Source organism: Pantoea sp. X-Soil-ISGK-259 (genome assembly GCF_059730705.1).
Map to the genome: position 1 here is coordinate 1 of NZ_AP035986.1, position 20,247 is coordinate 20,247.

A 20,247-nucleotide genomic window follows, 5' to 3' on the forward strand; every position below is an offset into this window, starting at 1 on the left:
CCGGTAGTTATCCAGATAACATCGGGAGAACGATTTTTGAGCTGTGGATAACAGTCCATTTTGATCCCAGCTTATACGGATCAGGATCACCGATCACTCACAGGTAGTGATCCTCTCTATCCTGTTGTTTCTGAGGTGCTTCTGGCACATATCCACAGAAAAGCGGGATCCTAATAAGAGATCTAACAGAAAGATCATATACAGATCTAAGATCCTTTCTTTTAAAACCGGACGATCCCGCGGCTTTCACCCCAGACGGAATTTGAGTAGAATCCACGCCCCAGGACGACGATCCTGCAAGTTCATCAACCGAGGTACCACTTCATGTTTTATCAGGATCCTTTTGACGTCATCGTAATTGGTGGTGGTCATGCGGGCACCGAAGCCGCAATGGCGGCAGCCCGAATGGGTCAGCAAACCCTGTTACTCACCCATAACATTGATACGCTTGGACAAATGTCCTGTAACCCGGCGATTGGTGGTATTGGCAAAGGACATCTGGTGAAGGAAGTGGATGCCCTGGGTGGTCTGATGGCCAGCGCAATTGACCAGGCCGGTATCCAGTTTAGGATACTAAACGCCAGCAAAGGCCCGGCGGTACGGGCGACCCGTGCTCAGGCTGACCGCATGCTCTATCGGCAGGCGGTGCGAACGGCACTGGAGAACCAGCCTAATCTGATGATCTTCCAGCAGGCGGTTGACGATCTCATCGTGGAAAACGATCGTGTGGTCGGTGCCGTCACGCAAATGGGACTGAAGTTCCGTGCCAAAACGGTGGTCCTCACCGTCGGTACTTTCCTTGATGGCAAAATTCATATCGGTCTGGACAATTACAGTGGCGGTCGCGCTGGCGATCCCCCGTCCATTCCGCTGGCAAAACGACTGCGTGCGCTGCCGCTGCGGGTAAACCGCCTCAAGACCGGTACGCCACCGCGTATCGATGCGCGCACCATCGATTTTTCAGTGCTTAGCCCGCAGCATGGCGATGACCCCATGCCGGTGTTCTCGTTCATGGGCAATGCGTCTCAGCATCCACAGCAGGTGCCTTGCTGGATCACGCACACCAATGAGAAAACCCATGAAGTGATCCGCAATAACCTGGATCGCAGCCCGATGTATGCCGGGATCATCGAGGGAATCGGCCCACGCTACTGCCCGTCGATCGAAGACAAAGTTATGCGTTTTGCCGATCGTAACTCGCATCAGATCTTCCTGGAGCCGGAAGGGCTGACCAGTAATGAGATCTACCCGAACGGTATCTCAACCAGTCTGCCGTTTGATGTACAAATTCAGATCGTCCGATCGATGCAGGGCATGGAGAATGCAAAGATCGTGCGTCCGGGGTATGCCATTGAGTATGACTTCTTCGATCCGCGCGATCTAAAACCGACGCTGGAGAGCAAGTTTATTCATGGCCTGTTCTTTGCCGGACAGATCAACGGCACGACCGGTTACGAAGAAGCGGCAGCGCAGGGGATGCTGGCGGGTCTGAACGCGGCTCGTCAGTCTGCTGACAAAGAGGGCTGGGCACCGCGTCGCGATCAGGCTTATCTGGGCGTACTGGTTGACGATCTCTGCACGCTTGGCACTAAAGAGCCGTACCGGATGTTTACCTCCCGTGCTGAATACCGTCTGATGCTGCGCGAAGACAACGCCGATCTGCGTCTGACCGAAACCGGCCGTGAACTGGGTCTGGTGGATGATGCGCGCTGGGCGCGTTTCAACGAGAAGCTGGAAGCGATTGAACAGGAGCGTCAGCGTCTGCGGGATATCTGGGTTCATCCAAAGTCTGAGCACGTGACCGAAGTGAACACGGTTCTCAGCGCGCCGCTGACCAAAGAAGCCAGCGGTGAAGATCTGCTGCGCCGTCCTGAGCTGACCTATCTGAAGCTGATGACACTGGATGCCTTTGGTCCGGCTCTGGCTGATGAGCAGGCCGCTGAGCAGGTTGAGATTCAGGTCAAATATGAAGGTTATATTGCGCGTCAGCAGGAAGAGATTGATCGCCAGCTGCGTAATGAGAACACACTGTTGCCAGTGGAGCTCGACTACCGCCATGTGAACGGGCTGTCGAATGAGGTGATCGCCAAACTGAACGATCACAAACCCGTGTCAATTGGTCAGGCGACACGTATCTCCGGCATAACACCGGCGGCGATCTCAATTCTGCTTATTTATCTGAAAAAACAGGGTCTGCTGCGTAAAAGCGCCTGATCTGAAACGGGGCGTGGCGACACGCCCCCGCTGAATGGAATTATGTTGTGATCAACACACTCACATCGCTGCTAAAGGCAGCCAGTATTTCCCTCTCCGATCAACAAAAACAGCAGCTGGTTGCCTATGTCGGCCTGCTGGATAAGTGGAACAAAGCCTACAATCTGACATCTGTGCGCGATCCTGAGCAGATGCTGGTCCGTCATATCCTCGATAGCATCGTGGTGGCACCGCATCTGAAAGGCTCACGTTTTATTGATGTGGGAACCGGTCCCGGACTGCCGGGTATTCCGCTGGCAATCGTAATGCCTGATGCGCACTTTACGCTGCTCGACAGTCTGGGCAAACGGGTGCGCTTTCTGCGTCAGGTTCAGCATGAGTTAGGACTCACTAACATTACTCCGGTCCAGAGTCGGGTTGAAGCGTTCCCGGCTGAGCCGCCTTTTGATGGCGTTATCAGCCGTGCATTTGCGTCACTGACCGATATGGTGAACTGGTGTCATCACCTGCCAGGAAGGGAAGGGCGCTTCTTCGCGCTTAAAGGCGTGCGTCCGGACGATGAAATTGCGGAATTACCGGCTGGCTATGTTTCTGATGACGTCATTAAGCTGCAGGTGCCGCAGCTGGAAGGTGACCGTCATCTGGTCATCATTCGTCATCAGTAGCCCTTCAGTTAGCAGGGGCTTTTATCAGGGTTCTGATGAAAAAAGTGCAGATAATGCGCTATCGATAAAAGATTTTGTTTAAGCCCTGGCGGAATGAAGGTTAAAAACAGCGACGGAAATTATCCGAAAAGCTCTGTTACATTTAACGATTGGTTCACATTTAATTATCAGAAATATCACTTGTATAGGTGGGCCGCGGAATAAAAGTAGTCACGCCAGAAAATATATCGCGGTAATAACTTTGCGTGCGTAATATCAATTTCACGTTTCTTAAGCATACTTCGATGTCAATAGCGTGTTTTTGATGAAAATAGACTTGCACACGCAATTTTATAATTTCAAGACAATGATTTTTAAGGCTTAATCTGTTTTACAGATTGTTCTTAAATAGGTTGAAGATAAAACTCAGTGTAGTGTGAGTGCTTATTATGTGATCTAAAGCACGCTTTAAAAGCAAGTTGCGCGTGAAATTTCAGTCAGATTAGTGCGAATCTCCGCAGGGTAATCTTTGGAAAAATAGCCCTCCGGAAAGAAATTTAAATAATTGTTCACCTTTTCGCTACTTACCGATTGAAATCGCAGGTGCGGCCCGTATAATTTGCACGGCTTTTGCTGCTTGACTCAACTGCGCAAAGGCAGTCTTATACGACACGCGACATACCCCTAACGGGGCAGGAGAGTATCAGCGTCATGTCAGTGTCTCTTTACAGTTTAAAATTCGCCCGAACGGTGCTGATGATTCAGCTGGTGACGATAGTCATCATCGGCGCACTCTTTACTGTTAAAGATGTCACCTGGGGTGTCTCTGCTCTTGCGGGTGGAGCGGCAGCCTGGCTGCCAAACGTAATGTTTTTGTTTTTAGCCTGGCGCCTGCAGGGGCAATCCCCCACTTCGGGGCGAGTCGCGTGGAGCTTCGCTTTAGGTGAAATAGCTAAAGTGTTTGCGACCATCATTTTGCTCATTGTGGCGTTGGGTCTGTTCGGCGCGGTTTTCTGGCCGGTCGGAATAACCTGGTTATCGGTGCTGGTGGTACATATTCTGGCACCGGCGGTAATTAACAACAAAGGGTAAGAGGCATCATGGCTGCAGGAGAAATCTCTACTCCGCAAGAGTACATTGGTCACCACCTGACACATCTTCAGTTGGACCTGCGTACCTTCGAGTTAGTGAATCCGCACGACGCTCCCGCGACGTTCTGGGTATTAAATATCGATTCCATGTTTTTCTCTATGGTGCTGGGAATCATCTTCCTGGTGTTGTTCCGTAGCGTGGCGAAGTCTGCCACCAGCGGTGTGCCAGGGAAAATGCAGGCGGCTATCGAACTGGTTGTCGGTTTCGTTGATAGTAACGTGCGCGACATGTATCACGGTAAGAGCAAACTTATCGCCCCGCTGGCTCTGACAATTTTTGTCTGGGTCTTCCTGATGAACTTCATGGATCTGCTGCCAATCGACCTGCTGCCATATATTGGTGAGCATGTGTTGGGGTTACCGGCGCTGCGCGTCGTACCGTCTGCAGACGTGAACATCACGCTATCTATGGCGTTGGGCGTATTTATTTTGATTCTGTTCTACAGCATCAAAATGAAAGGCATTGGCGGCTTCACGAAAGAGCTGACGCTGCAGCCTTTTAACCACCCGATCTTCATCCCGATCAACCTGATTCTGGAAGGTGTGAGCCTTCTGTCTAAACCTGTATCACTGGGTTTACGACTGTTCGGTAACATGTATGCGGGTGAACTGATCTTTATCCTTATTGCCGGTCTGTTGCCGTGGTGGTCGCAGTGGGTGCTGAATGTGCCGTGGGCCATTTTCCACATCCTGATCATTTCGCTACAGGCTTTCATTTTCATGGTCCTCACGATCGTCTATCTGTCGATGGCATCTGAAGAGCATTGATTTTTTTCTCAACACTACTTTCCCGCTTGATTCCGGGTGGCAGCGCACCACGCTGAGGCCCGGAAGATTAAGGGAGCATTTAACTGAAACAAACTGGAGACTGTCATGGAAAACCTGAATATGGATCTGCTGTACATGGCTGCCGCTGTGATGATGGGCCTGGCGGCAATCGGTGCTGCGATCGGTATCGGCATCCTCGGAGGAAAATTCCTGGAAGGCGCTGCTCGTCAGCCTGACCTGATTCCTCTGCTGCGTACGCAGTTCTTTGTTGTAATGGGTCTGGTGGATGCAATCCCGATGATCGCTGTTGGTCTGGGTCTGTACGTGATGTTTGCTGTCGCCTAAAGCCCTGTGTTCACTCAGCGCACAATGTGCAAGGGTGAACGGATTCTGCCGCTTATCACGTTGATAACGGCAGAAAAGTTAAATACTCAATCTAGAGGCATTGTGCTGTGAACATTAATGCAACAATCCTCGGCCAGGCTATCGCGTTCATCCTGTTTGTCGCGTTCTGCATGAAGTACGTATGGCCGCCGCTGATGGCTGCTATCGAAAAGCGCCAGAAAGAAATTGCTGAAGGCCTTGCTTCTGCTGAACGTGCCAAGAAAGATTTGGATCTCGCGCAGGCTAATGCGACCGACCAGCTGAAAAAAGCCAAAGAAGACGCTCAGGTCATTATCGAGCAAGCGAACAAGCGTCGCGCGCAGATTCTGGATGAAGCCAAAACCGAAGCTGAAAACGAACGTAATCGCATCGTGACACAAGCGCAGGCTGAAATTGACGCCGAGCGTAAACGTGCACGTGAAGAACTGCGTAAGCAGGTTGCGTTGCTGGCTATGGCTGGCGCCGAGAAGATCATCGAACGCTCCGTGGATGAAGCTGCTAACAGCGACATCGTTGATAAACTGGTCGCTGAACTGTAAGGAGGGAGGGGCTGATGTCTGATCTGATTACTGTAGCTCGCCCCTACGCCAAAGCAGCTTTTGACTTTGCTGTTGAGCATCAAAGTATAGAACGCTGGCAACAGATGCTGGCGTTTGCCGCAGAAGTGGCTCGCAATGAACAGATGGCTGATCTTCTCTCAGGTGCATTAGCCCCTGAAGCGCTGGCAGCGTCGTTTAACGCAGTCTGTGGTGATCAACTGGATGAACCCGCACAGAACCTGATTAAGGTGATGGCGGAAAACGGACGTTTGACAGCGCTTCCGGCTGTACTGGCTCAGTATATCGAACTGCGTGACGCTCATGAAGCCACCGCTGAAGTCGATGTTATTTCCGCCAGTACGCTGAGTGACGACCAGCTGAATAAAATCAGCGCCGCGATGGAAAAACGTCTGTCACGCAAAGTTAAGCTGAATTGCAAAATTGATAAGTCTGTGATGGCAGGCGTGATCATCCGTTCGGGTGATCTGGTTATTGACGGCAGCGTACGCGGCCGTCTTGACCGTCTGGCTGACGTCTTGCAGTCTTAAGGGGACTGGAGCATATGCAACTGAATTCCACCGAAATCAGCGAACTGATCAAGCAGCGCATTGCTCAGTTCAATGTCGTGAGTGAAGCTCACAACGAAGGTACGATTGTTTCTGTAAGTGACGGTATCATCCGCGTACACGGCCTGGCCGATGTCATGCAGGGTGAGATGATTGCCCTGCCGGGTAACCGTTACGCTATCGCCCTGAACCTCGAGCGTGACTCGGTTGGTGCAGTGGTGATGGGTCCGTACGCTGACCTCGCCGAAGGCATGAAGGTTAAGTGTACTGGCCGTATTCTTGAAGTACCGGTAGGCCGTGGCCTGCTGGGCCGCGTCGTGAACACCCTGGGTGCACCTATCGACGGTAAAGGCGCAATCGACAACGACGGTTTCTCACCGGTCGAAGTGATTGCACCTGGCGTTATCGATCGTCAGTCAGTCGACCAGCCGGTTCAGACCGGTTATAAGTCGGTCGATGCGATGATTCCAATCGGCCGTGGCCAGCGTGAGCTGATCATCGGTGACCGTCAGACCGGTAAAACCGCGATGGCGATCGATGCGATCATCAACCAGCGTGACTCAGGCATCAAGTGTGTCTATGTTGCGATTGGTCAGAAAGCCTCAACCATCTCTAACGTGGTTCGTAAGCTGGAAGAGCATGGCGCACTGCAGAACACCATCGTTGTTGTGGCGTCTGCTTCTGAATCCGCTGCACTGCAGTATCTCTCTCCGTACGCAGGTTGTGCGATGGGCGAATACTTCCGTGACCGCGGTGAAGATGCGCTGATCGTATACGATGACCTCTCCAAGCAGGCTATCGCTTACCGTCAAATCTCTCTGCTGCTGCGCCGTCCACCAGGCCGTGAAGCATTCCCTGGCGACGTGTTCTATCTCCACTCTCGTCTGCTGGAACGTGCATCACGCGTAAGCGCTGATTATGTTGAGCGTTTCACCAATGGCGCAGTGACAGGTAAAACCGGTTCACTGACCGCGCTGCCGATCATCGAAACCCAGGCGGGCGACGTTTCTGCGTTCGTTCCGACCAACGTAATCTCGATTACTGATGGTCAGATCTTCCTGGAATCGAACCTGTTCAACTCCGGTATTCGTCCGGCTGTTAACCCAGGTATTTCGGTATCCCGCGTAGGTGGTGCTGCACAGACCAAGATCATCAAGAAACTGTCCGGTGGTATCCGTACCGCGCTGGCACAGTATCGTGAACTGGCGGCGTTCTCGCAGTTCGCCTCTGATCTGGACGATGCAACCCGCAAACAGCTGAGCCATGGTCAGAAAGTGACCGAGCTGCTGAAGCAGAAACAGTATGCGCCGATGTCTGTCGCGCAGCAGGGTCTGGTTCTGTTCGCTGCAGAGCGTGGCTACCTGAACGACGTTGAACTGGCAAAAATTGGCAGCTTCGAAGCTGCGCTGCTGGCCTTCGCCGATCGCGACCACGCTGAGCTGATGGCTGAAATCAACCAGTCGGGTAACTTTAACAACGATATCGAAGCGAAGCTGAAAGGCCTGATCGATACGTTTAAAGCAACCCAGTCCTGGTAATGTCTGGCGGCTTGTCTGAAAAGGCAGGCCGCAAGGCTTTGAGGAGAAGCTAATGGCCGGCGCAAAAGAGATACGAAGCAAGATTGGAAGCGTGAAAAACACGCAGAAGATCACCAAAGCGATGGAAATGGTCGCCGCCTCCAAGATGCGTAAAACGCAGGAACGCATGGCGGCCAGCCGTCCGTATGCAGACACCATGCGCAAAGTGATTGGTCACCTTGCGTTGGGTAATCTGGAATACAAGCACCCTTACCTGGAACAGCGCGACGTGAAGCGCGTCGGCTACCTGGTCGTTTCTACAGACCGCGGGCTTTGTGGTGGTTTGAACATTAACCTGTTCAAAAAATTACTGGCGGATATGAAGTCCTGGTCCGATAAAGGCGTGCAGAGCGATCTGTCGATTATCGGTTCAAAAGGGGCGTCATTCTTCAGTGCAGTAGGTGGCAACATCGTGGCGCAAGTCAGCGGCATGGGCGATAAACCTGCCCTGTCTGATCTGATTGGCCCGGTAAAAGTGATGTTGCAGGCGTATGATGAAGGCCGCATCGACAAACTGATGATCGTCAGTAACAAGTTCAATAACACCATGTCTCAGACTCCGACCATCACCCAACTGCTGCCGTTAGCGCCAGCGGAAGGTGAAGAAGAGATGAAGGCGAAGACCTGGGATTACCTGTACGAACCCGATCCGAAAGCGCTGCTGGATACCCTGCTGCGTCGTTATGTCGAATCGCAGGTTTATCAGGGTGTGGTGGAAAATCTGGCCAGTGAGCAGGCCGCACGTATGGTAGCGATGAAAGCCGCAACCGATAACGGCGGAAATCTGATCAAAGAGCTGCAGTTGGTTTACAACAAAGCTCGTCAGGCCAGCATCACCCAGGAACTTACCGAGATCGTCTCGGGGGCCTCCGCGGTTTAACCAGGTTTGGAATTAGGTAGAGGATTCAAGATGGCAACTGGAAAGATTGTCCAGATTATCGGCGCCGTTGTTGACGTCGAATTCCCTCAGGACGCGGTACCGCAAGTGTACAGCGCGCTCGAGGTTATGAATGGTGATGCGCGTCTGGTGCTGGAAGTACAGCAGCAGCTGGGCGGCGGCGTAGTACGTACCATCGCAATGGGTACGTCTGACGGCCTGAAGCGTGGTCTGAACGTCAACGACCTGCAGAAACCGATTCAGGTACCGGTCGGTAAAGCGACTCTGGGCCGTATCATGAACGTTCTCGGCGAGCCAATCGATATGAAAGGCGAGCTGAAAGAAGAAGATGGCAGCGCAGTAGAGATTGCCTCTATTCACCGCGCAGCGCCTTCTTATGAAGATCAGTCTAACTCGCAGGAACTGCTGGAAACCGGCATCAAGGTTATCGACCTGATGTGTCCGTTTGCCAAAGGCGGTAAAGTGGGTCTGTTCGGTGGTGCGGGTGTAGGTAAAACCGTCAACATGATGGAACTGATCCGTAACATCGCAGCTGAACACTCAGGTTACTCAGTGTTTGCTGGTGTGGGTGAGCGTACTCGTGAGGGTAACGACTTCTACCACGAAATGACTGACTCAAACGTTATCGACAAAGTTGCTCTGGTCTATGGCCAGATGAACGAGCCGCCGGGTAACCGTCTGCGCGTAGCCCTGACCGGTCTGACCATGGCGGAAAAATTCCGTGATGAAGGCCGCGACGTTCTGCTGTTCATCGATAACATCTACCGTTATACCCTGGCCGGTACAGAAGTCTCTGCACTGCTGGGTCGTATGCCATCTGCGGTAGGTTACCAGCCAACGCTGGCAGAAGAGATGGGTGTGTTGCAGGAGCGTATTACCTCCACCAAGACCGGTTCAATCACTTCCGTACAGGCCGTTTACGTCCCTGCGGATGACCTGACTGACCCGTCACCAGCAACCACCTTTGCGCACTTAGACTCAACGGTAACGCTGAGCCGTCAGATCGCATCTCTGGGTATCTACCCGGCCGTTGACCCACTGGACTCTACCAGCCGTCAGCTGGATCCGCTGGTTGTTGGTCAGGAACACTATGATGTTGCGCGTGGCGTTCAGTCACTGCTGCAGCGTTATCAGGAACTGAAAGACATCATCGCCATCCTCGGTATGGATGAGCTGTCTGAAGAAGACAAACTGCTGGTGGCACGTGCGCGTAAGATTCAGCGCTTCCTGTCTCAGCCGTTCTTCGTTGCGGAAGTATTCACCGGTTCACCGGGTAAATACGTTACGCTGAAAGACACTATCCGTGGCTTTAAAGGCATCATGGAAGGTGAGTTTGACCACCTGCCAGAGCAGGCCTTCTACATGGTTGGCGCCATCGAAGAAGCCGTGGAAAAAGCGAAGAAACTGTAATAACGGTTTCCCGGGAGGAAGATTATGGCTATGACTTATCACCTGGATGTGGTCAGCGCAGAGGAGCAGTTGTTCTCTGGTCTGGTACAGAAGATTCAGGTGTCAGGTAGCGAAGGTGAACTGGGGATTTTCCCTGGCCATGCGCCGCTGCTGACTGCCATTAAGCCTGGAATGATCCGTATCGTGAAACAGCACGGCGAAGAGGAGTATATCTACCTCTCTGGCGGCGTGCTGGAAGTGCAACCAGGCAGCAGCACCGTTCTGGCCGATACCGCGATTCGCGGTACCGATCTGGACGAAGCGCGCGCGCTGGAAGCAAAACGCAAAGCAGAAGAGCACATGAACAGCAGCCATGGTGACGTGGACTATGCTCAGGCCTCTGCCGAGCTGGCGAAAGCCATTGCTAAACTGCGCGTGATCGAACTGACCAAAAAAGCGATGTAATCCAGCTTTATGCGTCACGAAATGCCAGCCCTCGGGCTGGCATTTTTTTTGCCTGCGGTGCCCGATCTGCCTGTCCGCCTAATTTCGGCCTGAGAAAAATGTAGTAATCTCAACCTCAAACCGTTTTACTTTCACCCGTAAAAATTCACTCAGGATAGTTATGTCTAACAGTGCGATGAGTGTGGTGATCCTTGCAGCTGGCAAGGGCACCCGTATGTATTCCGATCTGCCTAAAGTTCTGCATACGCTGGCAGGCAAACCGATGGTTCAGCACGTCATTGATGCCGCCAAAGGGCTGGGCGCACAGCATGTGCATCTGGTTTATGGTCATGGCGGCGATCGCCTGAAAGCGACCCTCACTGACAGCACGCTTAACTGGGTGCTGCAGGCCGAGCAGCTCGGCACCGGCCATGCTATGCAGCAGGCTGCCCCTGCTTTTGCAGATGATGAAGATATCATGATGCTCTATGGCGACGTGCCGCTGATCACGCAGGCGACATTGCAGCGACTTCGCGAAGCAAAACCGCAGGGCGGCATCGGCTTACTCACCGTGGTACTGGATGACCCTACCGGCTATGGCCGCATTGTGCGTGAAAACGACACAATCACTGGCATTATCGAACAGAAAGATGCCAGCCCGGCGCAGCTCACTATTAAAGAGATCAACACCGGCATTCTGATCGCCAACGGTGGCGACTTAAAACGCTGGCTGGCGCAGCTGACCAACAACAATGCGCAGGGTGAGTATTACATCACCGATATTATCGCGCTGGCGCATCAGGAAGGCCGGGTGATCAACGCGGTCCATCCGGCACGCATCAGTGAAACGGATGGTGTCAATAACCGGCTGCAGCTGGCGACATTAGAACGCACTTACCAGGCTGAACAGGCGGAAAAACTGCTACTGGCCGGCGTAATGCTGCGCGACCCGGCCCGTTTTGATCTGCGTGGAACGCTGACCCATGGACGGGATGTTGAAATCGACACCAACGTCATTATTGAAGGCCAGGTCACGCTGGGCTCGCGCGTCAAAATTGGCGCGGGCTGCATTATCAAAAACAGCGTGATTGGCGATGACTGTGAAATCAGTCCCTATACGGTGATCGAGGACGCTAATCTCGCCACCGCCTGTACAGTTGGGCCTTTTGCCCGTCTGCGTCCTGGCAGCGAGCTGGCGCAGGCCGCCCACGTGGGTAACTTCGTCGAAATGAAGAAAGCGCGTCTGGGTAAGGGTTCGAAAGCGGGTCACCTCTCCTACCTGGGTGATGCAGAGATTGGCGACAACGTGAATATCGGTGCAGGCACGATCACCTGCAACTACGATGGCGCGAATAAATTCAAAACTGTGATTGGCGATGACGTGTTTGTCGGCTCGGATACGCAGCTGGTGGCACCGGTCAACGTCGCGCCAGGCACCACCATCGCGGCAGGTACTACCGTTATGAGGGATGTGCCTCAGGCTGGTCTGGTTTACAACCGCAAAGAGCAGAATCACAAAGCGGACTGGCAGCGTCCGGTGAAGAAAAAATAAATTTTTAACGGCCCGCTGTATGCGGGCCGATGCAGTGCAGTGCCAAAACTATAATCCCCACTCTCTACAAGGCTCGGGGAACCGGCAAAGCCGGATATCAGGTCGCATGACAACAGAAGTGGCGAAAAGCCATGTAGTCAGGAAAACATCATTATGTGTGGAATTGTTGGTGCAGTAGCACAACGCGATATCGCAGAAATTCTGCTGGAAGGTCTGCGTCGTCTTGAATATCGCGGATATGATTCGGCCGGTCTGGCCGTGGTCGATCGTCAGGGGCACGTCACGCGCCTGCGGCGGTTAGGGAAAGTGCAGAAGCTGGCAGAAGCCGCTGAACAGCAACCGCTGATTGGTGGCACCGGCATCGCGCACACGCGCTGGGCAACCCATGGCGAGCCGTCGGAAGCGAATGCGCATCCGCACATCTCAGAGCACATTATCATTGTGCACAACGGCATCATTGAAAACCATGAGCCGCTGCGCGCTGAGCTGATCGCGCGCGGCTACGTCTTTGCCTCTGAAACCGACACCGAAGTGGTGGCGCATCTGGTTCACTGGGAGCAGAAGCAGGGCGGTTCACTGCGCGAAGTGGTGTTGCGTGTGATTCCACAGCTGCGCGGTGCCTATGGCATGGTGATCATGGATAGCCGCGATCCCTCACTGCTGGTGGCGGCCCGCTCCGGCAGCCCGCTGGTGATTGGCCGTGGGATGGGTGAAAACTTTATCGCTTCAGATCAGCTGGCCCTGCTGCCAGTGACCCGCCGCTTTATCTATCTGGAAGAGGGTGATATCGCCGAGATCAGTCGTCGTGATGTCACGATTATTGACCGCGAAGGCAACACCGTGACGCGTGCCGAGATCGAATCTAATCTGCAATATGATGCCGGTGACAAAGGTATTTACCGTCACTACATGCAGAAAGAGATCTACGAACAGCCGATGGCGCTGAAAAGCACGCTGAGCGGTCGGTTCAGTCAGGGTCAGGTTGATCTCAGCGAGCTGGGCGCGGGCGCAGAAGCGCTGCTGAGCCAGGTAGAGCATATCCAGATTATCGCCTGTGGCACCTCCTACAACTCTGGCATGGTGTCACGCTACTGGTTTGAGTCGCTGGCTAACCTGCCCTGTGATGTGGAGATCGCCTCTGAGTTCCGCTATCGCAAGTCAGCAGTGCGCAAAAACAGCCTGCTGATCACCCTGTCGCAGTCGGGTGAAACGGCAGATACCCTGGCGGCGCTGCGTCTCTCTAAAGAGCTGGGCTATCTGGGCTCGCTGGCGGTCTGTAACGTGGCCGGTTCGTCACTGGTGCGGGAATCTGACCTGGCATTGATGACCAAAGCGGGCACCGAAATTGGCGTCGCCTCCACCAAAGCATTCACTACCCAGTTAGCGGTGCTGCTGATGCTGGTGGCGAAACTGGGCCGTCTGAAAGGGATGTCTGCTGAGACTGAACATGAGATCGTTCATGCCCTGCAGGCGTTGCCGAACCGGATTGAGCAGATGCTGGCGCAGGATAAGCTGATTGAGAATCTGGCTGAAGGCTTCTCTGACAAGCATCACGCGCTGTTCCTGGGACGTGGCGATCAATACCCGATTGCCATGGAAGGGGCGCTGAAGCTCAAGGAGATCTCCTACATTCATGCGGAAGCCTACGCGGCAGGCGAGCTGAAGCATGGCCCGCTGGCGCTGATTGATGCGGACATGCCGGTGATCGTGGTGGCACCTAACAATGAACTGCTGGAGAAGCTCAAATCCAACATCGAAGAGGTACGCGCTCGCGGCGGCCTGCTCTATGTGTTTGCGGATCAGGATGCGGGCTTCAGCGACAGTGACGGCATGAAGATTATTCCGTTACCGCACGTTGAAGAGGTGATTGCCCCCATCTTCTACACCGTGCCGTTGCAGTTACTCTCCTATCACGTTGCCCTGATCAAAGGGACCGACGTCGATCAGCCACGTAACCTGGCAAAATCGGTTACCGTGGAATAACCTGGTGGGCCCCGTCGCGGGCCCACTTCATTCCGGCTCTCTGTCATATAACTGTCATATTTCGTACATTTCACTGTCATCAAACTGTCCTATTTTCCCTCCTGCAGCAATCACAGACTCTTACTAAAACGGCCCCAAGCCTGACTTTTCTCCCCTGGAGGGAACATGACACTGATGCGTAGCACCGTAGCCCGAATCCTCGCCACCACCTTCGCCGTAAGCGCGGTATCTGCTTTTGCGGCCACCGATCTCACTGGCGCAGGCGGGACGTTCCCGGCGCCGGTTTATGCCAAGTGGGCAGCAGAATATCAGCAAGCCACCGGTAGCAAAATTAACTACCAGGGCATCGGTTCATCTGGCGGCGTTAAACAGATCATCGCCAAAACCGTTGATTTCGGTGCGTCCGATGCGCCAATGAAAGATGAAGATCTGCAGAAAAATGGCCTGTTCCAGTTCCCTACCGTGATCGGTGGTGTGGTACTGGCAGTTAACCTGCCCGGTATCAAGTCAGGCCAGCTGACGCTGGATGGCAAGACCGTTGGCGATATCTATCTCGGCACCATCAAAAAGTGGAACGACCCGGCGATCGCCAAACTTAACCCGGGCGTGAAACTGCCGGAAACCAACATCAACGTGGTGCGTCGCGCTGATGGTTCAGGCACCTCATTCGTCTTCACCAGCTATCTGGCGAAAGTGAACCAGGACTGGAACAGCAAAATTGGTAAAGGCAACACCGTTAACTGGCCAGTGGGTCTGGGCGGTAAAGGCAACGACGGCGTCGCCGCGTTTGTTCAGCGTCTGCCGGGTTCAATCGGTTATGTTGAATATGCCTACGCTAAACAGAACAACCTGACCTACACCAAACTGATGGATGCTGATGGTAAAGCGGTGGCACCAAGCGAAACCAGCTTCAGCAATGCCGCGAAAGGCGCAGACTGGAGCAAATCGTTCGCACAGGATCTGACCTTCCAGAAGGGCGCTGATGCCTGGCCAATCTCCTCAACCACCTTCATTCTGATCTATAAAGACCAGGCGAATGCGGCCAAAGGCGCTGAAGTACTGAAGTTCTTCGACTGGGCTTACAAGAAAGGCAGCAAAACCGCCACTGCGCTGGATTATGCTGCGCTGCCAGAGAGCGTGACCGAGCAGATTCGCGCCGCCTGGAAAGCCAACATCAAAGACAGTTCTGGTAAAGCGCTTTATCAGTAATTGACCGACCCTGACCGGGCAGCGGTCCGGTCAGACCCAACGGGCGGCTCATGCCGCCCTGATAACTTCTGAAGACTGAGACTTCTATGGCTGCAACGAAGCCGGCATTCAAAGCCCCGGGTAAACAAGGTGATAAGATTTTTGGCGCGCTGGTCAGACTGGCTGCGCTGATTGTACTGTTACTGATGGGCGGCATTATTGTTTCCCTGATCATCTCCTCGTGGCCCAGCATCCAGAAGTTTGGTTTCGCCTTTTTGTGGACCAAAACCTGGGATGCGCCCAACGAACAATTTGGTGCACTGGTACCGATCTACGGCACCCTTGTAACCTCCATCATTGCCCTGATTATTGCCGTGCCGGTGAGTTTCGGTATCGCGCTGTTCCTGACTGAACTCTCACCCGCCTGGCTGCGTCGCCCGCTGGGCACGGCTATTGAGCTGCTGGCGGCTATCCCGAGTATCGTTTACGGCATGTGGGGCCTGTTTGTTTTCGCGCCGCTGTTCGCCGAATATTTTCAGACGCCGGTTAATGACGTGATGTCGGGCATTCCGATTGTCGGCGAACTCTTCTCCGGCCCCGCTTTTGGTATCGGTATTCTTGCGGCAGGGGTGATTCTGGCAATCATGATCATCCCTTACATCGCTTCGGTCATGCGCGACGTGTTTGAACAGACCCCGGTGATGATGAAAGAGTCTGCTTACGGTATCGGCTGCACCACCTGGGAAGTGATCTGGCGCGTCGTACTGCCCTTTACCAAAAATGGCGTGATTGGTGGTGTGATGCTGGGACTGGGTCGTGCGCTGGGCGAGACCATGGCGGTCACCTTTATTATCGGCAACACCTACCAGCTCGACAGCCCGTCGCTGTTTATGCCGGGTAACAGCATTACCTCAGCACTGGCTAACGAGTTTGCAGAAGCGGAGTCGGGCGTGCATGTTGCCGCGCTGATGGAGCTGGGACTGATCCTGTTTGTGATTACCTTTATCGTGCTGGCGATTTCAAAGCTGATGATTATGCGACTGCAGAAAAGTGAAGGAGCGCGCTCATGACCACGATTGAAATTCAGGCGCGTGCCGAACTGGACGCATCGCGCCGTAAAATGCAGTCCTGGCGCAGTACTAAAAATAAAATTGCGCTGACGCTGTCGCTGCTGACCATGGCATTTGGTCTGTTCTGGCTGGTGTGGATCCTGTTTACCACCGTCACGCGCGGCGTAGATGGGCTTTCCTGGTCCCTTTTCACTGAATCAACGCCACCGCCGAATACCGCGGGCGGCGGTCTGGCGAACGCCCTGGCGGGCAGTGGATTGCTGATTTTCTGGTCTACATTTTTTGGTACGCCGCTGGGCATCATGGCGGGTATTTACCTGGCTGAATATGGTCGCAAATCGGCGCTGTCAGAAGTGATTCGCTTTATTAACGACATTCTGCTTTCAGCACCCTCCATTGTGGTCGGCCTGTTCGTCTACACCCTGGTGGTGGCGAAGATGCAGCACTTCTCCGGCTGGGCCGGGGTGATTGCACTGGCTCTGCTGCAGGTGCCCATTGTGATTCGTACCACTGAAAACATGCTGCGTCTGGTGCCAGACAGCATGCGTGAAGCCGCTTATGCGCTCGGCACGCCCAAGTGGAAGATGATCTCGGCCATCACCCTGAAAGCCTCGGTCTCCGGCATCATTACTGGCGTGCTGCTGGCGATTGCCCGCATCGCAGGTGAAACAGCCCCGCTGCTGTTTACGGCACTGTCGAACCAGTTCTGGAGCACCGACATGATGCAGCCGCTGGCGAACCTGCCGGTCACCATCTTTAAATTCGCCATGAGCCCGTTTGCCGAATGGCAGAGCCTGGCCTGGGCGGGTGTGCTGATCATTACCCTTTGCGTGCTGTTGCTGAACATTGTCGCGCGGGTCATTTTCGCCAAAGGTAAACACGGTTAACTTCCGGCGCGGCCCTGAGCGGCGCCGTATAAGAGAGATGAATTATGAGTATCGCGACAGCATCAGCCGATAAAATTCAGGTCCGTAATCTGAACTTCTATTACGGCAAGTTTCATGCGCTGAAGAACATCAATCTGGATATCGCTAAGAATGAGGTGACCGCGTTTATCGGGCCCTCGGGCTGTGGTAAGTCTACCCTGCTGCGTACCTTCAATAAGATGTACTCACTCTATCCGGAGCAGCGGGCCGAAGGGGACATTCTGCTGGATGGCGAAAATATTCTGGCGACACAGCAGGATATCGCGCTGCTGCGCGCCCGCGTCGGCATGGTGTTTCAGAAGCCGACACCGTTCCCGATGTCGATCTATGACAACATCGCTTTCGGCGTGCGTCTGTTTGAAAAGCTGTCACGTGCCGATATGGATGAGCGCGTACAGTGGGCGCTGACCAAAGCGGCGCTGTGGAATGAAACCAAAGACAAGCTGCATCAGAGCGGTTACAGTCTTTCCGGCGGCCAGCAGCAGCGTCTGTGTATTGCCCGCGGCATCGCGATTCGTCCGGAAGTCCTGCTACTGGATGAACCCTGCTCCGCGCTGGACCCCATCTCCACCGGCCGTATCGAGGAGCTGATCACCGAGCTGAAGCAGGATTACACTGTGGTGATCGTGACGCACAACATGCAGCAGGCAGCACGCTGCTCTGACCATACCGCTTTCATGTACCTGGGCGAACTGATTGAGTTCAGCGACACCGACACGCTGTTCACCAAGCCCGCGCAGAAGCAAACCGAAGACTACATTACTGGCCGCTACGGCTGATCTGACAGGAGAACGACATGGATAATCTGAATCTGAATAAGCACATCTCCGGTCAGTTCAATGCCGAACTGGAGCATATCCGTACCCAGGTGATGATCATGGGCGGCATGGTCGAGCAGCAGCTGACTGATGCTATTACCGCGATGCATAATCTGGATGGCGAACTGGCGCAGCGGGTGATCGACGGCGACCAGAAGGTCAACATGATGGAAGTGGAGATTGATGAAGCCTGCGTGCGCATCATCGCCAAACGTCAGCCAACCGCGATCGATTTGCGTCTGGTGATGGCGATCATCAAAACGATCTCCGAGCTGGAGCGCATTGGCGATGTGGCGGAGAAGATCAGCCGCACGGCGCTGGAGAAATTTGGTCAACAGCATCTTCCGCTGCTGGTGAGCCTTGAGTCGCTGGGACGTCACACCGTGCAGATGCTGCATGATGTGCTCGACGCCTTTGCACGTATGGATCTCAATGAAGCGATTACCATCTACCGTGAAGATAAGAAGGTGGATAAAGAGTATGAAGGCATTGTTCGTCAGCTGATGACCTACATGATGGAAGATCCGCGCACGATTCCCAGCGTGCTGACGGCACTGTTCTGCGCCCGCGCCATTGAGCGCATCGGTGATCGTTGCCAGAACATCTGCGAAATCATCTTCTATTTCGTCAAAGGTCAGGATTTTCGTCATGTGGGCGGGGATCGGCTCGATGAATTACTGTCGGGTGACGATGGCAGCAACAAACCTTCCTGATACACCTTATCCCTGTGCCAGACAGGCGCAGGGATAAGCCTTTCTGATTGGTCACCTCCTGAACTCTCTTTATAATTGCGGCACTTTACTCTCTGAGGTGCGCAATGATATCTCCTTCTCCCCAATCTAAACCGGGCGTAACGCCGGGCAAAGCGATGCTGGCTGCGGTCAGCGGTTATGCCATGGATGGATTTGACCTGCTGATACTCGGGTTTATGCTGCCGGCTATCAGTGTTTCGCTGGCGCTCAATCCATCACAGGCAGGATCGCTGGTGACCTGGACGCTGATCGGCGCGGTCATCGGTGGCATCGTCTTTGGTCATCTCAGCGACCGTTATGGGCGTATTCGTATGCTGACCGTCACGATTCTGGTCTTCTCTATCTTTACCGGCCTGTGCGCGGTGGCGCAGGGCTACTGGGATCTGCTCGCCTGGCGAACGCTGGCAGGTGTGGGGCTGGGCGGCGAGTTTGGGATCGGTATGGCGCTGATTGCCGAAGCCTGGCCTGCGGAGAAGCGTAATCGTGCCTCAGCCTGGGTCGGTATCGGCTGGCAGCTGGGCGTGCTGATGGCGGCCTTTATCACGCCACCGCTACTGAATATCATCGGCTGGCGTGGCATGTTCCTGGTCGGTTTGTTGCCTGCGCTGGTCTCGTTCGCCATTCGTCGCGGGATGGGAGAACCTGAGGCGTATCAGCGACAGGTTAAACATGTGCCATCACTCTCGTTTCCGGCACGCCTGAAGCTGCTGGTCCGCGATCGCGCTACCGCTAAAGCCAGTCTCGGCATTTTTATCCTCTGCTCCGTCCAGAATTTTGGCTACTACGGGCTGATGATCTGGATGCCGAGCTACCTCTCCTCCAGCTTTGGTTTCAGCCTGACAAAATCGGGCCTCTGGACCGCCGTGACCGTCGTCGGCATGACCTTTGGCATCTGGCTGTTTGGCGTGCTGGCCGATCGCTTTGCACGCTGGAAAATTTTCCTGCTCTATCAGTTTGGCGCTGTCGTGATGGTGGTGGTCTATGCGCAGCTGCGTGACCCGAACATCATGCTCTTTACCGGTGCCATCATGGGAATGTTTGTTAACGGTATGATTGGCGGCTATGGGGCGCTGATTTCCGATACCTTCCCGCCACAGGTGCGTGCCACCGCGCAGAACGTCCTGTTCAACCTTGGGCGTGGCGTAGGCGGTTTTGGTCCGGTCGTGATTGGCCTGCTGGCGAGCCAGTTCTCGTTCACAGCGGCGATTACCCTGCTGGCGCTGATTTATCTGCTGGATATTGTGGCAACGCTGTTCCTGCTGCCGAAGAAACAGAGTCAGGAAGATACGCTGGGGGCCATTGGCTGATGCTCACCTGAAGCAGGAGCTGTGACTGTCATCTCAGCTATTCGGGTTCAGCAACAGGATTCACAATCGTCATCTCA

The 20,247-nt window shown here is 54.1% G+C and carries 19 protein-coding genes; all 19 read left to right on the top strand.

Annotated elements, in window-relative coordinates; genetic code table 11:
• The first annotated feature begins 324 nt into the window (after window positions 1-324).
• Complete coding sequence (gene mnmG / locus AC6I77_RS00005) at window positions 325-2,214, top strand: tRNA uridine-5-carboxymethylaminomethyl(34) synthesis enzyme MnmG (RefSeq protein WP_039658678.1); 1,890 nt, start codon at window positions 325-327, stop codon at window positions 2,212-2,214.
• Between the two features lie 47 nt (window positions 2,215-2,261).
• Window positions 2,262-2,879, top strand: a complete 618-nt coding sequence (gene rsmG, locus AC6I77_RS00010) for a 16S rRNA (guanine(527)-N(7))-methyltransferase RsmG (RefSeq protein ID WP_003849501.1) — start codon at window positions 2,262-2,264, stop codon at window positions 2,877-2,879.
• A 690-nt stretch (window positions 2,880-3,569) separates the two neighbouring features.
• Window positions 3,570-3,950 (top strand): F0F1 ATP synthase subunit I, encoded by a 381-nt coding sequence (atpI, locus tag AC6I77_RS00015; RefSeq protein WP_003849503.1) that lies wholly within the window; start codon window positions 3,570-3,572, stop codon window positions 3,948-3,950.
• Between the two features lie 8 nt (window positions 3,951-3,958).
• Window positions 3,959-4,777 (top strand): F0F1 ATP synthase subunit A, encoded by an 819-nt coding sequence (atpB, locus tag AC6I77_RS00020; protein WP_003849506.1) that lies wholly within the window; start codon window positions 3,959-3,961, stop codon window positions 4,775-4,777.
• Between the two features lie 105 nt (window positions 4,778-4,882).
• Entirely contained in the window at window positions 4,883-5,122 is a 240-nt protein-coding gene (gene atpE / locus AC6I77_RS00025; RefSeq protein ID WP_003849523.1) for a F0F1 ATP synthase subunit C, read from the top strand.
• Window positions 5,123-5,229: 107 nt separating this feature from the next.
• Entirely contained in the window at window positions 5,230-5,700 is a 471-nt protein-coding gene (gene atpF, locus AC6I77_RS00030; protein WP_003849528.1) for a F0F1 ATP synthase subunit B, read from the top strand.
• Window positions 5,701-5,714: 14 nt separating this feature from the next.
• Complete coding sequence (gene atpH, locus AC6I77_RS00035) at window positions 5,715-6,248, top strand: F0F1 ATP synthase subunit delta (protein ID WP_003849530.1); 534 nt, start codon at window positions 5,715-5,717, stop codon at window positions 6,246-6,248.
• A 14-nt stretch (window positions 6,249-6,262) separates the two neighbouring features.
• Entirely contained in the window at window positions 6,263-7,804 is a 1,542-nt protein-coding gene (gene atpA / locus AC6I77_RS00040) for a F0F1 ATP synthase subunit alpha (RefSeq protein ID WP_003849532.1), read from the top strand.
• Between the two features lie 52 nt (window positions 7,805-7,856).
• The gene (atpG, locus tag AC6I77_RS00045) at window positions 7,857-8,723 is read left to right on the top strand and encodes a F0F1 ATP synthase subunit gamma (RefSeq protein ID WP_003849534.1); all 867 of its coding nucleotides are present in this window, start codon (window positions 7,857-7,859) and stop codon (window positions 8,721-8,723) included.
• A gap of 30 nt (window positions 8,724-8,753) precedes the next feature.
• The gene (gene atpD, locus AC6I77_RS00050) at window positions 8,754-10,151 is read left to right on the top strand and encodes a F0F1 ATP synthase subunit beta (protein ID WP_008926373.1); all 1,398 of its coding nucleotides are present in this window, start codon (window positions 8,754-8,756) and stop codon (window positions 10,149-10,151) included.
• Between the two features lie 24 nt (window positions 10,152-10,175).
• Window positions 10,176-10,595 carry a F0F1 ATP synthase subunit epsilon gene (locus AC6I77_RS00055; protein WP_008926374.1) on the top strand — a complete coding sequence of 140 codons (420 nt, stop codon included), beginning with the start codon at window positions 10,176-10,178 and terminating at the stop codon, window positions 10,593-10,595.
• 160 nt (window positions 10,596-10,755) lie between these two features.
• Window positions 10,756-12,126, top strand: a complete 1,371-nt coding sequence (glmU, locus tag AC6I77_RS00060; RefSeq protein WP_039658676.1) for a bifunctional UDP-N-acetylglucosamine diphosphorylase/glucosamine-1-phosphate N-acetyltransferase GlmU — start codon at window positions 10,756-10,758, stop codon at window positions 12,124-12,126.
• A gap of 153 nt (window positions 12,127-12,279) precedes the next feature.
• On the top strand, window positions 12,280-14,109 hold the full coding sequence (gene glmS / locus AC6I77_RS00065; RefSeq protein ID WP_039658675.1) for a glutamine--fructose-6-phosphate transaminase (isomerizing): 1,830 nt from the start codon (window positions 12,280-12,282) through the stop codon (window positions 14,107-14,109).
• Window positions 14,110-14,274: 165 nt separating this feature from the next.
• The gene (gene pstS / locus AC6I77_RS00070; RefSeq protein WP_003849544.1) at window positions 14,275-15,318 is read left to right on the top strand and encodes a phosphate ABC transporter substrate-binding protein PstS; all 1,044 of its coding nucleotides are present in this window, start codon (window positions 14,275-14,277) and stop codon (window positions 15,316-15,318) included.
• 86 nt (window positions 15,319-15,404) lie between these two features.
• Window positions 15,405-16,367, top strand: coding sequence for a phosphate ABC transporter permease PstC (gene pstC / locus AC6I77_RS00075; RefSeq protein WP_003849546.1), 963 nt, complete (start codon window positions 15,405-15,407; stop codon window positions 16,365-16,367).
• A complete protein-coding gene (pstA, locus tag AC6I77_RS00080) occupies window positions 16,364-17,254 on the top strand; it encodes a phosphate ABC transporter permease PstA (protein WP_003849548.1) in 891 nt (296 codons plus the stop codon). The genes pstC and pstA overlap by 4 nt, the downstream gene beginning before the upstream one ends.
• A gap of 44 nt (window positions 17,255-17,298) precedes the next feature.
• Window positions 17,299-18,072 (top strand): phosphate ABC transporter ATP-binding protein PstB, encoded by a 774-nt coding sequence (gene pstB / locus AC6I77_RS00085; RefSeq protein WP_003849550.1) that lies wholly within the window; start codon window positions 17,299-17,301, stop codon window positions 18,070-18,072.
• A gap of 17 nt (window positions 18,073-18,089) precedes the next feature.
• A complete protein-coding gene (gene phoU / locus AC6I77_RS00090) occupies window positions 18,090-18,824 on the top strand; it encodes a phosphate signaling complex protein PhoU (RefSeq protein ID WP_003849553.1) in 735 nt (244 codons plus the stop codon).
• Between the two features lie 104 nt (window positions 18,825-18,928).
• Window positions 18,929-20,170, top strand: coding sequence for an MFS transporter (locus AC6I77_RS00095; protein ID WP_078805081.1), 1,242 nt, complete (start codon window positions 18,929-18,931; stop codon window positions 20,168-20,170).
• The last annotated feature ends 77 nt before the right edge of the window (window positions 20,171-20,247 follow it).

Bases quoted from the DNA above. Each gene is read 5' to 3' on its own strand.
- mnmG (WP_039658678.1), top strand. From the start codon at position 325: ATGTTTTATCAGGATCCTTTTGACGTCATCGTAATTGGTGGTGGTCAT.
- pstA (WP_003849548.1), top strand. From the start codon at position 16,364: ATGACCACGATTGAAATTCAGGCGCGTGCCGAACTGGACGCATCGCGC.
- atpH (WP_003849530.1), top strand. From the start codon at position 5,715: ATGTCTGATCTGATTACTGTAGCTCGCCCCTACGCCAAAGCAGCTTTT.
- glmU (WP_039658676.1), top strand. From the start codon at position 10,756: ATGTCTAACAGTGCGATGAGTGTGGTGATCCTTGCAGCTGGCAAGGGC.
- atpG (WP_003849534.1), top strand. From the start codon at position 7,857: ATGGCCGGCGCAAAAGAGATACGAAGCAAGATTGGAAGCGTGAAAAAC.
- atpA (WP_003849532.1), top strand. From the start codon at position 6,263: ATGCAACTGAATTCCACCGAAATCAGCGAACTGATCAAGCAGCGCATT.
- atpE (WP_003849523.1), top strand. From the start codon at position 4,883: ATGGAAAACCTGAATATGGATCTGCTGTACATGGCTGCCGCTGTGATG.
- pstS (WP_003849544.1), top strand. From the start codon at position 14,275: ATGACACTGATGCGTAGCACCGTAGCCCGAATCCTCGCCACCACCTTC.
- glmS (WP_039658675.1), top strand. From the start codon at position 12,280: ATGTGTGGAATTGTTGGTGCAGTAGCACAACGCGATATCGCAGAAATT.
- pstC (WP_003849546.1), top strand. From the start codon at position 15,405: ATGGCTGCAACGAAGCCGGCATTCAAAGCCCCGGGTAAACAAGGTGAT.
- pstB (WP_003849550.1), top strand. From the start codon at position 17,299: ATGAGTATCGCGACAGCATCAGCCGATAAAATTCAGGTCCGTAATCTG.
- phoU (WP_003849553.1), top strand. From the start codon at position 18,090: ATGGATAATCTGAATCTGAATAAGCACATCTCCGGTCAGTTCAATGCC.
- atpB (WP_003849506.1), top strand. From the start codon at position 3,959: ATGGCTGCAGGAGAAATCTCTACTCCGCAAGAGTACATTGGTCACCAC.
- AC6I77_RS00095 (WP_078805081.1), top strand. From the start codon at position 18,929: ATGATATCTCCTTCTCCCCAATCTAAACCGGGCGTAACGCCGGGCAAA.
- AC6I77_RS00055 (WP_008926374.1), top strand. From the start codon at position 10,176: ATGGCTATGACTTATCACCTGGATGTGGTCAGCGCAGAGGAGCAGTTG.
- atpD (WP_008926373.1), top strand. From the start codon at position 8,754: ATGGCAACTGGAAAGATTGTCCAGATTATCGGCGCCGTTGTTGACGTC.
- atpI (WP_003849503.1), top strand. From the start codon at position 3,570: ATGTCAGTGTCTCTTTACAGTTTAAAATTCGCCCGAACGGTGCTGATG.